The following is a 12,524-nucleotide window of genomic DNA, read 5'->3' as shown; positions in this document are numbered from 1 at the left end:
GAGGCGGGGCCCCGGTACGCGTCGTGCGCGTCCGGTGACCCCGCCTCGTGGCGTGCCTCAGCCCTGGTGCCCGACCGGACGGCGCTTCGGGGCGGTCTTCTTCGGGGCGGGCTTCACGGCCGCGCGCTTCGGGGCCGGGGCGACGGGCTTGCGGGTCTTCTTCACCGGGGCGATCTTGTGGAAGCTCATGGGGTTTTCCTCTCTGCCGCAATTGCCTCTTTCGCAATTGCCTTTGGATTTCCTCTGGATACCTCTGAATTGCTTCGGTATCGACCTTGGCATCAATTCCGGTATCAACTTCGGCATTACTTCGGCATCACTTCGGCTGGATGTCGAGAAACTGTCTGCGATGTGCCGCTCACGCCGTTCGTTCTCGACATGGAAAACACTACGACACCGAAAACGAGCAAAGCACCGAATCCTCTGAGACCTTGATGAAATGCGCCTGAGGCCATTTTCAGGCAGCGCCGGGAACCGAAGTCGTATTCACCTGGAATTTATTACGGGCACGACAAAGGGCCCGGGACGTACGCCGCGCGTACGTCCCGGGCCCCGTGGGCTCCGCCGGCAGGTCTACTGCACGATCGTGATCCGGTCGGCCGCCGGCGGCGCGATCGGGTTCCCGGCCGAGGAGTTGGCCGTCAGGTACTCCACCAGTGCGGCCAGGTCGTCGGTGCCGACGACGTCACCCGTGCCCTGGCCCAGCGTGGTGAAGCCGTCGCCGCCGCCCGCGAGGAAGCTGTTGGTCGCGACGCGGTAGGTGGCCGCCGGGTCGATGGCCGCGCCGTTCAGCCGGATGGAGTCGGTGACCACACGGTCGGCGCCGGTCTTCGTCAGGTCCAGCGTGTACGTCAGGCCCGACGAGGGCTGAAGGATCTTCGGCGCGGCCGCGTTCGCGCCGCTCACCTGCTCCTTGAGCGCCTGGACGACCTGGGCGCCGGTGAAGTCCTGGAGGTTCACGGTGTTCGAGAACGGCTGCACCGTGAAGCCCTCGGCGTAGGTCACCACGCCGTCACCCTCGGCGCCCTTGGCCGCGTAGGTGAGACCGGCGCGGACGCCGCCCGGGTTCATCAGCGCGAGGTCGGTCTCCGGGTCCAGCTTCTTGCCGTACGCGAGCTGCGCGTCCGCGATCAGGTCGCCCATCGGGGACTCGGTGCCGGTGCTGGCGACGTCGGCGGAGATGTAGCCGACCGCGCGGTTGCCGACGGGCGCGGCCAGGGTGTTCCACCGGGCGATCAGCTGGGTCAGGTCGGGTGCCTTGGCGACGTCCCGGGTGACCACGTGGTTCGCGGACTTGACCGACGTCCGGGCGATGTCGCCGGTGAAGCGGTCGTACGTCAGCGTGGTGTCCGTGTAGAGACGGCCGAAGGACGCGGCCGAGGTGACCATGCGCGGCTTGCCGGCCGGGTCGGGGATCGTGCACACGTACGCCGCGTGGGTGTGGCCGGTGACCAGCGCGTCGACCTTCGGCGTGATGTTCTTGGCGATGTCGACGATCGGTCCGGAGACGCCGTCACCCGCGCCCGGCGAGTCGCAGTTGTAGTTGTACGAGCCCGAGGCGGGCAGTCCGCCCTCGTGGATCAGCGCGACGATCGACTTGACGCCCTGCTTCTCCAGCACCTTGGCGTACTTGTCGATCGTCTCGACCTCGTCCTTGAACTTCAGGCCCTTGACGCCCTCGGCGGAGACGATCCCCGGAGTGCCCTCCAGGGTCACGCCGATGAACCCGATCTTGACGCCGTTCTTCTTCCACACCGTGTACGGCTTGAGGATCGGCTTGCCGGTCTTCTCGTCGAGGACGTTGGCCGCGAGGTACGGGAAGTCGGCGCCCCGGAACTTCTTGTCCGTGTAGCAGCCGGCCGTCGGGTGGCAGCCGCCGTTCTGGAGGCGGGCCAGTTCCTTGGCCCCCTCGTCGAACTCGTGGTTGCCGACGGACGTGACGTCCAGGTCGAGCTTGTTCAGCGCCTCGATGGTGGGCTCGTCGTGGAACAGGCCCGAGATCAGCGGCGAGGCGCCCACCATGTCGCCGCCGGCCGCGGTGATCGAGTACGCGTTGCCCTTGCGGGCCTGGCGCAGATGCGTCGCGAGGTACTCCACACCGCCCGCGTCGATCGTCTTCGTCGTGCCGTCGGCCTGTATCTCGGTGACGCGCCCGGAGGAGCCCGACGGCGGTTCGAGGTTGCCGTGCAGGTCGTTGAAGGAGAGCAGCTGGACGTCCTGGTAGCGGCTCGGGTGCGGGTGGTGGCCGTGCCCGCCCCGCTCGTGCGCGTCCGCCGGAAGCGCGGCGGCCAGTGCGCCGACGGTGGCGAGACCGGCGGCGGTCGCGAGAAGCCGGTACGTACGGCGTCTGCGGCTGGGGTCCGGCTGAGATATGGCTGACATACGCCCCCCTGAGGCTGGTGTGCGTCCCCGGGGCCGTCACGGCCCAGTGGGTCTGCTGAGGATGTGGCCCGTCCGGCGCAGCCTAGGGTCAACGCGCGTAGCGCGACAGGGGGTTCGGGGTTACATCCTGGTTTCCCTTGACCTTTCCACTTGTCGCACTTTGCCGCCACTTTGCCGCGTCCTCCCCTTACCCTCGTACGCATGACCAGCGACGACACCGCACGGCTGCCCGGCGCCCGTTCCATCGGGACCCACTCCGCGCTCTCTCCGGAACAGACCGAATCCGTGCTCGCCCTGCTCGCCGAGGCCGCGCTGAACGACGGCCAGCAGGCGGTGTCCGAACAGGGCCGGCTGCAACTGCGCGGCGGTGCCCGCGAAGGGGTCTCCCACCTGCTGCTGTCCGTGGGCGACGAACTGGTCGGCTACGCGCAGCTGGAGGACACCGACCCGGTGGAGGCGCCGGCCGCCGAGATGGTCGTGCACCCCGCACACCGTGGCCACGGGCACGGGCGGGCGCTGGGTTCCGCACTGCTCGCCGCCTCGGGCAAGCGGCTGCGGGTGTGGGCGCACGGCGGGCACTCCGCCGCCCGGCACCTGGCCCAGGTCCTCGGTCTCACCCTGTTCCGTGAACTGCGCCAGATGCGCCGGTCGTTGACCGACTTCGAACTGTCCGAGCCGGCCCTTCCCGAGGGGGTGACGATGCGGACCTTCGAGCCCGGCGCCGACGACGCGGCCTGGCTGGCCGTGAACTCCGCGGCGTTCGCCCACCACCCCGAACAGGGGTCCCTCACCCAGCGCGACCTCGACGACCGCGAGGCCGAGGCCTGGTTCGATCCCGCCGGGTTCTTCCTGGCCTTCCGCGGGGACCGGCTGATCGGCTTCCACTGGACGAAGGTCCACGCCGAGGAGCGACTCGGCGAGGTCTACGTTCTCGGGGTCGCGCCCGGCGCGCAGGGCGGCGGGCTCGGGAAGGCGCTCACCACGGTCGGGCTGCGGCATCTCGCGGCGCAGGCGCTGACCACGGCGATGCTGTACGTCGACGCCGACAACAAGGCGGCGGTGTCCGTGTACGAGCGGCTGGGGTTCCGCACCCACGAGACGGATCTGATGTACCGCACGGAGACGTGAGCGGGGGCCCGGAGGCCGCCGCCACCGGGCCCCCGCTGCCGGCCTCAGACCCGCTGCCCCACCGGACCCCGGCTTCCCGCTGCCGCCGCCGGACCCCGGCTGTCGGCCCCGGCTTCCCGCCGCCGCCGGACCCCCGCCACCGGGCCCCCGCCGCCCGGCCCCGCTGCCGGCCTGAGCGGCCGTGTCCTCAGACGCCGGACGGGCCGGCCTCCGCCGACAGGCGCCGGTGGCCGCTCCCGCGTCCGCGCCGGGCGGCGAGCCCGCGGCGCAGTGGTTCCGGGGTGCACAGGACGGCGACCACTGTCGCCAGCGCCAGCAGCAGGGCCCAGCGTTCGTGCGCGTCCCCCCAGTGCTTGTCGCCCACCGACACCAGCAGCGCCCAGCGCTCGGGGAGCAGCAGCGTCGGTACGGTGACTCCGCCGAGCAGCAGGCCGACGGCGACGCCGGTGCCCGGCCGGGGCTCGTCCGTGAACCGGACCCGGGCCGCGGCGGCCGCCAGGGCGAACATGCCGCAGGCGGCCGCCTCCAGGGTGACGGCGCCCACCGGGGGCCGCGCCGGACCCGGTACCAGCAGCAGCGCGGCCGTCCACCACAGGGCAACCACCGGAGCGGTGAGCGCCAGCCGCAGCGCGCTGCGCACCGGACGGCGTACCGGCACCGGAGCGGTGGTGTGCCGGGCCGGGTCGTCCAGCAGGAACGCCAGGCCCAGGCCGAGGCAGAGCGCGGCGGCCCGCAGCAGGTTGAGGCACAGCCACGGGTCGGCCGGCCCGGACAGCAGACGCGGGATCCCGGCCAGCAGGAGTCCGAGACCGCCGGCCGCGGCGAGGGCCGGCCAGGGCAGGGTGCGCCAGAGGGGGCTCAGCAGGGCGCGCCCCACGGCGTACTCCTTCGTCTCCGTTCCGCTTCCGGGGTGGTCCTGGCTAGCCGCCACACGACTCGTCACTCGTCCCGCCCTCCGTCTCCGCGTTCTTCGGCGCGTTCACGTCCAGCAGTTCCGCGACGCGGGTGAGCGGGGTCTTCGGCGAGGTCAGCTCCGTCCAGTGGGCCTTGACCTTGGCGGTGACGCCGTAGCGCGGCTGCTGGAGCAACTGCCGTACGACCTCGGTCTGTCCGGCGCTCATGGACACGGCGCCCGTGGGGCTCAGCGCGATCGCGGAGCCCGTGACCGTGTCGTCGAGGCGGACGTGACGCAACGCGGACACCGGGTCGGACTCCGCGCCCAGTGCCAACCACATGATCGTCACGACCCGGGAGTCGCACACCGCGCCACCCGCCGTCTCGTCGCCCGCCACCAGCACGGAGGCGACGGCGACCTCGAACTGGGGGATCCGGTTGCCGCCCCAGGCGGTGGTGACGGTGACCTCGCCGGGTGCCGTGAGCGGCTCGATCGCGCCGGACCCCTCGAGGCCGTAACGGGCCTCGACGCGCTGCCGTACGGTCAGCCGCGTGCTCCCCGCGGCGCCCCCCGCGAGGCTGCGCACCCGGTCGGCCGTGGCGGCCCAGTCCGCGGTGAGGCCGGTCCACTCGGGGAAGGCGCAGTACGTCGAGGTGCCGTGCGCGACGCACTTCTGAACGCGCTCCGGGTGGACGGACGCCTCGGCGCGGGCGGCCTTCAGCGCGGCCGGGTCGCCGGGGGCCTGCCCCACGGCCCCCGCGACGGTGACGGCGAGGGCGGCGACGGCCGTCACCCGGATCAGCCGGGTGCGCCCGCCGCTCAGCAACACGGCGGCGCTGAGCACCAGCAGGACGAGTCCCGCCAGGTACAGCGCGTGCCAGGCGGCCGGGCGGCCGATCAGCCCGGACGGGTAGGGGGCGGCGCCGGTCTCGGTGACGACCGGCCACAGCTCACGCAGCCACCGCGCGTCGCCGACCCGCACCGACACGAGCATGAACAGGACGTAGCCGCCGGCCACGACGAGCGGGGCGGCGAAGGAGGACGGGATCAGGCGGGCGAGCAGGACGCCGACGGTGCCGGACAGCAGCACGGTGAGCGGGCCCACGGCCAGTTCGGCGAAGGAGCCGTGACCGGTCGCGCCCGGCTTGAGCGCCGCCCAGGTGAACTCGAAGGCCACGACGAGCGCGGTGAGCGCCGCGTAGGGCACGACGGACAGGGCGTGCGCGACGGTGCGGCGCCAGAGTTCGACGGGCAGGACGGCGTCGTGCCGGTCGGTGCCGTTGCGGCCGGAGCGCAGCGCGGCCCGGTTGACGCAGACGAGCAGCGCGACGGCGACGAGCATCGGCCCGGTCTGCGTACCGCGGTCGACGTCCTGGAGGACCGGATAGGCGTCCATGCCCTCCCGGCCCGAGAACATCTGCCAGACCGTGTAGCCGACGTACAGGGAGAAGAAGACGAACACCGCTATGTACTGGAGGAGTTCGCGGGCCTCGAAGCGGGCGAGGGCGAGGACGGCCGCCGTGCGCCGGGGGGCGGGGGCGGGTTCGACGGCCGTGGGGGCCGTCGCCATGACGTCGGTGGCGCTCATACGGCGGCCTCCGCGGGCCGGCCGTCGAGGGTGAGCAGGTAGCCGTCCTCCAGGGTCGGTTCGAGGAGGTCGGCGCCCTCGGGCGGGTCGCCGACGTTGCGGAAGGTGCCGAGTCCCGTACGCCACCCGGCCCGTGCCCCCGGGTCGCGCTCGGCGCTGCTCCAGACCCGGCCGGCCGCCTGGGCGGTGAGCTCGGCGGGGGTGCCCTCGAAACGGACCCGCCCGTCGGTCATGACGATCACACGGTGGCAGAGCATCGCCACGTCCTCGGTCTGGTGGGTGGACAGCAGGACCGTCCGGCCCTCGCCCGACTGGGCGATCAGCTCGCGGAACCGCATGCGCTGCTCGGGGTCCAGGCCGACGGTCGGCTCGTCGAGGACGAGGAAGCCGGGGTCGCCGACGAGGGCGGCGGCGAGGGCGACGCGCTGCCGCATTCCGCCGGACAGCCGCTTAATGCGCTTGCCGCGTACGTCGGACAGGTCGACGGCGTCGAGCACCCGCCGTACCTCGCGGTGCCGGGCGCCGCGGTCGGTCATCTCCTTGAGGATCGCGACGTAGTCGACGAACGCGAAAGCGGTGAAGTCCGGGTGGAACCCGGGAGTCTGCGGCAGGTATCCCAGGGCGCGGCGCACGTTCAGCCGTCCGGCCGCGGTGCCCGGGTCGTGCCCGAGGACGGTGAAGGCGCCCCGGTCGGCGGGCACGGCGGTGGCGAGCACCCGCAACAGGGTGGTCTTGCCGGCGCCGTTGGGTCCGAGCAGTCCGGTGACCCCCTCGGTCAGCCGCAGGGAGACCTCGTCGAGGGCCGCGGTCCCGCCGTAGCGGAGGGTCAGCCCGGAGGCGGAGACGGTGGGCGTCATGGAGCGCTCCTTCGGGAGGGACGGGAGGGAGGGATCGGAGAGGGATCGGAGAGGAGGGAAAGACGGGGGAGGCCGGACCGGATCGGCCGGGGGCGGGGCACCGCCACGGGGTTCATCCGTCGCCCCCGTCTGCGCCGCCGTTGCCGGAGCGGTGGGACGTCGGGGTGGTGACGACGAGGCGCAGGAGTTCGGCGACGCACACGGCGACCGCCGCCGCCGCGAACGCGGCCGCCTTGAGCAGCAGCACGAGCCGCTTGCGGCGCCGCGCGCCGGGCGTCATCGCGGGAGAGGAGTCGGTCGTCACGGGAGGGCGTCCCGCCATCGCGGGAGACGAGTTCGTCATCGGGGAAGAGGCGTCCTTCGTGGAAGGGAAGTCCGGCATCGCAGCAAGGGAGTCCTGCATCGCGGGACGGGAGTCCGGCGTCGCGGGACGGGAGTCCGTCACAGCGCACGTCCGTCCGTGGAGCCCCCGAACAGCACCCGGGCCGACGACGAGTCGAACCGGTCGCGGGCCGCGTACAGCAGTCCGACGGCGAGCGCGGCGACCGCGCCCGCCACCGCCTGGCCGGCCGCGGTGAACGGCGCGAGGGTCCCCTCGGTGCCGGCGCTCGCCGCGACGAGGAGGCCGATCCACGCGCCGCCGACCAGGCCGGGGCCCAGGACCGGGCCCAGCCGGGGCGTCAGGGCCAGCCCCGTCGCGGTGAGCGCGAGGGCGGGCAGCAGCCAGGCCAGCGCGCGCAGCCCGTAGCCGGGGAGGGCGAGGGTGGCGAGGCCGTTGAGGCCGAGGCCGACCGCCAGGACGGCGACCGTACGGATCAGCAGCAGCCGGAAGCCGTGCAGCGGCGAGACGACGGCCATCTCGTACGTCGGGTCGAGCGCGGGCCCGTAGGACAGCGCGACCCCGGCGAGCGGCAGCAGCGGTGCCAGGGCGAGGAAGAGTTTGGGCGACTGCCCGGACTGGACCGTGTGGGCGGCGAGCACCGTCATCAGCAGGACCGCGACGACCGCCCCGAGCCAGGAGCGGCGCAGCACGGGCGTGGCGGTGAGCAGCCGCGCCGTGTGGTCGGCGACGCCGACGCGGACGAGCACCCACTCGACGAACCCGCGCTCGGGCGCGTCCAGTTCGGCGTCGAGCCGTTCCCAGCCGGCGTCCAGCGCGACGGGGTCGTCGGCCCGCGCGAGCCGGGCGCGGCAGTCGGCGCAGGCCGCCAGGTGCGTGTCGGCGGACCACAGCCGGGGCGCCGCCAACTCGCCCTGGAGGTAGGCCCGCAGATCCTCCTCCGGCACATGCCAGGTCGTACTCATGCCAGCGCCTCCCGCAGTTGCTTGCGGGCGCGCAGGGCCCGCGTCTTGACCGTGCCGGGCGGGATGCCGAGCAGCACGGCCGCCTCCCTGGTGGTGAGTCCGTCGACGACCGTCGCCTGGAGGACGGCCCGCAGCTCGGGCGAGAGCCGTACCAGGGCCCCCGCGAGGTCCCCGTGCTCCACCCCCGCGAGCACGCGTTCCTCCGCCGAGACCTCGTCCCGGTGCCGCAGCCGTGCCAGCGTCTGCCGCAGCCGCCCGCGTGCCCCGTCGCCGCGCAGCACGTCGACGAGACGCCGTGACCCGATGCGCCACAGCCACCCCGCGGCATCCGCGGAGTACCCGTCCTCGCGGTAGCGGGCGGTCCCCCGCCACACCGCGAGAAACGTTTCCTGTACGACGTCGTCGACGATCCCGGCGTCGGCGCACCGGCCGCGCAGCCGGGCGCCCAGCCACGGCGCGTACCGCCGGTACAGCTCCTCGAAGGCGCGCCGGTCCGCGTCCGCCGCGATGGCACGCAGCAGCTCCCCGTCGCTTCTCGTTTCGCTCACGTCTCCTCATCGGACGAGCCCTCCCGTTCGGTTCACAGGATCGCCGCCGACTTTTCGGATCATCGACCGGGACCGATCGGCACGGCCCGATCGGGACAACCCGGCAGGTCGGCGGCGGAAGCCGGTATCCGACATGCGGAAATCGACTTCCAACAAACCCGAAATGGTCACGAACAGTCACAAGTCGACCCCGTCCCTCCCCCTCTCGTCGCACTTCTGGCCCATGCGGCCCGACGAGTCCGGAATCATTGCTTGCGGACACCGCCCGACCCGGCCGCCCGGGACACGGCGGGCCCTGGCGCGGACGCCCGGGAGCCGCGCCCCGATATCCCGCACGCCATGTCTCCGTAACCAACGGTTCAGACGAACTTGCGACGCTCAGCCAATGAACCCCGTCGTGCCTGAGCCTTCGCCGCCCCCCGAGGGCGCCGCCGCCGCGCTCCCGCCCGCACGCTCCGACGCGCCTGTCATGCTGCTGGCGCGGAAGAATGGGTCCATGAGCCAGCCAAACGCCCAGGCACAGGTCCAGCACGCGCAGCCCTCCGTGGGCTCCATAGCCGCGCACCGCCCGCACACCGTGGCGGCCGCGGTCTCCGACCTGGAACCCGACATCGATGCCGACCTCGACGAATACGAGGAGTCGCCGCACGACGGGCCGCAGCTGCCGCAGGGCCGGTTCCTCGACCGGGAGCGCAGCTGGCTCGCGTTCAACGAGCGCGTCCTCGAACTCGCCGAGGATCCGAACACGCCCCTCCTCGAACGGGCGAACTTCCTGGCGATCTTCGCCAGCAACCTGGACGAGTTCTTCATGGTCCGGGTGGCCGGTCTGAAGCGCCGTATCGCCACCGGGGTCGCCACCCGCTCCGCCTCCGGCCTCCAGCCCCGCGAGGTGCTGGAGATGATCTGGGCCCGCTCCCGCGAGCTCATGGCCCGGCACGCCGCCTGCTACCACGAGGACATCGCCCCCGCCCTGGCGGAGGAGGGCATCCACCTGGTGCGCTGGAGCGAGCTGACCGAGAAGGAGCAGGCGCGCCTCTTCACGCTCTTCCGCCACCAGATCTTCCCGGTGCTGACCCCCCTCGCGGTCGACCCGGCGCACCCCTTCCCGTACATCTCCGGCCTGTCCCTGAACCTGGCCGTCGTCGTACGCAACCCGGTCAGCGGCCACAAGCACTTCGCCCGCGTCAAGGTCCCGCCGCTGCTGTCCCGCTTCCTGGAGAGCTCCCCCGGCCGGTACGTCCCCATCGAGGACGTCATCGCCGCCCACCTGGAGGAGCTGTTCCCGGGCATGGAGGTGCTGGAGAGCCACGCCTTCCGGCTCACCCGCAACGAGGACCTGGAGGTCGAGGAGGACGACGCCGAGAACCTCCTCCAGGCCCTGGAGAAGGAGCTCATGCGGCGCCGCTTCGGGCCGCCGGTGCGCCTGGAGGTCGAGGAGTCCATCGACCGCGAGGTGCTCGACCTCCTGGTGCGCGAGCTCAAGATCGGTGAGGCCGAGGTGTACCCGCTGCCGGGGCCCCTGGACCTGACCGGCCTCTTCCGCATCCACAGCCTGGACCGGCCCGAGCTGAAGTACCCGAAGTTCGTCGCCGGCACCCACCGCGACCTCGCCGAGGTGGAGTCCGCCTCGGCCCCCGACATCTTCGCGGCGCTGCGCAACCGGGACGTGCTCCTGCACCACCCCTACGACTCCTTCTCGACCTCCGTCCAGGCCTTCCTGGAGCAGGCGGCCGGCGACCCCGACGTCCTCGCCATCAAGCAGACCCTGTACCGGACCTCCGGCGACTCGCCGATCGTCGACGCGCTCATCGACGCCGCCGAGTCCGGCAAGCAGGTCCTCGTGCTGGTCGAGATCAAGGCCCGCTTCGACGAGCACGCCAACATCAAGTGGGCGCGCAAGCTGGAGGAGGCCGGCTGCCACGTGGTGTACGGCCTGGTCGGTCTGAAGACCCACTGCAAGCTGTCCCTGGTGGTCCGCCAGGAGGGCGAGACGCTACGGCGCTACAGCCACGTCGGCACCGGCAACTACCACCCGAAGACGGCCCGCCTCTACGAGGACCTGGGCCTGCTGACGGCGGACCCGCAGGTCGGCGCGGACCTCTCCGACCTGTTCAACCGGCTCTCCGGCTACTCCCGCCGTGAGACCTACCGCCGTCTCCTCGTCGCCCCGAAGTCCCTGCGGGACGGGCTGATCGCGCGCATCAACAAGGAAGTCCAGCACCACCGGGCCGGCCGGCCCGCCCACGTCCGCATCAAGGTCAACTCGATGGTGGACGAGGCGGTCATCGACGCCTGCTACCGGGCGTCCCAGGCGGGCGTGCCGGTCGACATCTGGGTCCGCGGCATCTGCGCGGTGCGCCCGGGCGTCACGGGTCTGTCGGAGAACATCCGGGTCCGCTCCATCCTCGGCCGCTTCCTCGAACACTCCCGAGTGTTCGGCTTCGGCAACGGCGGCGAGCCCGAGGTGTGGATCGGCAGCGCCGACATGATGCACCGCAACCTCGACCGCCGAATAGAGGCCCTGGTCCGGGTCACCGACCCGGCCCACCGCGCGTCTCTCAACCGGTTGCTGGAGACCGGCATGTCCGACTCCACCTCGTCCTGGCACCTGGGCCCGGACGGCGAGTGGATCCGGCACGCGACCGACGCGGACGGTCAGCCCCTGCGCAACATCCAGGAGATGCTCATAGACGCCCGGAGGCGCCGGCGTGGCACAGCAACACCTTGACCCGACGGACCCCGCGGCCGGGCCGGTGACGGGGGACGCCCTCGCACGCTATCTCCGGTCCCAGGCCACGGAGTTCCTGCGCGCCCTGCGCCTGCACCGGGAGACCGGCGGCAGCGGCGGCGCCCCCGGCCGGGCACAGCAGAAAGCGGGCGACAACGGCACGGCGGGATCCGCCGACGCGGCGCTGGCCCTGCGCCAGTCGGCCCGCCGTATCAGCGGCAGCCTGCACACCTACCGGCCGCTGCTGGACTCCGCCTGGTCGGAGGAGATCCGCCCCGAACTGGCGTGGCTGTCCGGCACGTTGGCACTGGAGCACGCCTGCGAGGCCCGGCTGGAGCGGCTGTTGCTGGCCCTGCACCGGCTGTCCGGGGCCGCGGTGTTCCCGGCGCAGCCGGCGGGCGCGGCGGTACCCGGCACCACCGGCCCCGCCGTCCCGCCCCCGGCGACGCCGGACCGCGGCAACCTCACGGTGGGCGCGGCCAAGGCGGGCGCCCTGCTGGAACGGCAGCTGACGCTCGCCCGGACCCGGGCCCACAGCACCGCGCTCCAGGCCCTGGGCTCGTCGCGCTTCCACGCCGTCGCGGACAAGCTCGCCGTGCTCGCCAGCGACGTCCCGCTCGTCCCGGCCGCCCCGACCATGGACCTGCGCCCCCTCGCGGCCGCGGCCGAGGAACGCCTCACGGACGCCGTGGCCGCCCTGCCCCTGGTCACGGCCGGCCACCCCTACAACGCGGAGGCTCTGATCCACGGCCTCTCCCCGGATCCGTCCCCGCACCCCCAGGACGCCCCCTGGCATCAGGTCCGCCTGCTGCTGCGTCTGTACCGCTACGCGCGCGAGGTGCTGGCCCAGGACGGCGAGGAGACCGCCCCGCACATGCGCGTGCCGGCGGCCGGGCAGGCCCTCAACCGGCACCGCGACGCCTCCGAGGCCGCCGCGGCCGCGGCCCAGGCGGCCCGTACGCCCCGCATCGCCCCGGCGACGGCGTACGCGCTCGGGGTGCTCCACGCCGACCAGCGGCACGAGGTGGAAGCGGCGAGGTTCGCCTTCCAGCAGGCATGGCAGAAACAGACCGTCGCGACGTCCTGACCCGCG

11 protein-coding genes are annotated in these 12,524 nt (G+C 72.8%); 3 read left to right on the top strand and 8 right to left on the bottom strand.

Features of this window, described 5'->3' with window-relative positions; translation table 11 throughout:
- Positions 1-57 precede the first annotated feature (57 nt).
- Together ACWCQK_RS17725 and ACWCQK_RS17720 are read right to left on the bottom strand one after the other, a co-directional pair.
- A complete protein-coding gene (locus ACWCQK_RS17725; RefSeq protein ID WP_451156074.1) occupies positions 58-189 on the bottom strand; it encodes a hypothetical protein in 132 nt (43 codons plus the stop codon).
- Between the two features lie 384 nt (positions 190-573).
- A complete protein-coding gene (locus ACWCQK_RS17720) occupies positions 574-2,382 on the bottom strand; it encodes a bifunctional metallophosphatase/5'-nucleotidase (RefSeq protein WP_451156073.1) in 1,809 nt (602 codons plus the stop codon).
- Between the two features lie 201 nt (positions 2,383-2,583).
- Here ACWCQK_RS17720 and mshD point away from each other — a divergent pair, with 201 nt between their 5' ends.
- Positions 2,584-3,510, top strand: coding sequence for a mycothiol synthase (mshD, locus tag ACWCQK_RS17715; RefSeq protein WP_451156072.1), 927 nt, complete (start codon positions 2,584-2,586; stop codon positions 3,508-3,510).
- 187 nt (positions 3,511-3,697) lie between these two features.
- Here the strand turns inward: mshD and ACWCQK_RS17710 are convergent, their stop codons facing one another.
- The 6 genes from ACWCQK_RS17710 to ACWCQK_RS17685 form a co-directional block, all read right to left on the bottom strand.
- Positions 3,698-4,387, bottom strand: coding sequence for an ABC transporter (locus tag ACWCQK_RS17710; RefSeq protein ID WP_451156071.1), 690 nt, complete (start codon positions 4,385-4,387; stop codon positions 3,698-3,700).
- 43 nt (positions 4,388-4,430) lie between these two features.
- Positions 4,431-5,993: an ABC transporter permease gene (locus ACWCQK_RS17705; RefSeq protein ID WP_451156070.1), complete on the bottom strand. Its 1,563-nt coding sequence runs from the start codon at positions 5,991-5,993 to the stop codon at positions 4,431-4,433.
- Positions 5,990-6,850: an ABC transporter ATP-binding protein gene (locus tag ACWCQK_RS17700; protein ID WP_451156069.1), complete on the bottom strand. Its 861-nt coding sequence runs from the start codon at positions 6,848-6,850 to the stop codon at positions 5,990-5,992. Before ACWCQK_RS17700 ends, ACWCQK_RS17705 begins: the two co-directional genes overlap by 4 nt.
- A gap of 112 nt (positions 6,851-6,962) precedes the next feature.
- The gene (locus ACWCQK_RS17695; RefSeq protein ID WP_451156068.1) at positions 6,963-7,193 is read right to left on the bottom strand and encodes a hypothetical protein; all 231 of its coding nucleotides are present in this window, start codon (positions 7,191-7,193) and stop codon (positions 6,963-6,965) included.
- 98 nt (positions 7,194-7,291) lie between these two features.
- Positions 7,292-8,155 (bottom strand): zf-HC2 domain-containing protein, encoded by an 864-nt coding sequence (locus ACWCQK_RS17690; protein ID WP_451156067.1) that lies wholly within the window; start codon positions 8,153-8,155, stop codon positions 7,292-7,294.
- Complete coding sequence (locus ACWCQK_RS17685; RefSeq protein WP_451156066.1) at positions 8,152-8,703, bottom strand: RNA polymerase sigma factor; 552 nt, start codon at positions 8,701-8,703, stop codon at positions 8,152-8,154. The genes ACWCQK_RS17690 and ACWCQK_RS17685 overlap by 4 nt, the downstream gene beginning before the upstream one ends.
- A gap of 385 nt (positions 8,704-9,088) precedes the next feature.
- Between ACWCQK_RS17685 and ACWCQK_RS17680 the strand changes: the two genes are divergently transcribed.
- Together ACWCQK_RS17680 and ACWCQK_RS17675 are read left to right on the top strand one after the other, a co-directional pair.
- Positions 9,089-11,431, top strand: a complete 2,343-nt coding sequence (locus ACWCQK_RS17680) for an RNA degradosome polyphosphate kinase (RefSeq protein ID WP_451156065.1) — start codon at positions 9,089-9,091, stop codon at positions 11,429-11,431.
- Complete coding sequence (locus ACWCQK_RS17675; protein ID WP_451156064.1) at positions 11,412-12,518, top strand: CHAD domain-containing protein; 1,107 nt, start codon at positions 11,412-11,414, stop codon at positions 12,516-12,518. The genes ACWCQK_RS17680 and ACWCQK_RS17675 overlap by 20 nt, the downstream gene beginning before the upstream one ends.
- The last annotated feature ends 6 nt before the right edge of the window (positions 12,519-12,524 follow it).

The sequence above is a fragment of the Streptomyces sp. NPDC002306 genome (assembly GCF_053593435.1).
This window is presented reverse-complemented; position numbering and strand designations above follow the sequence as displayed.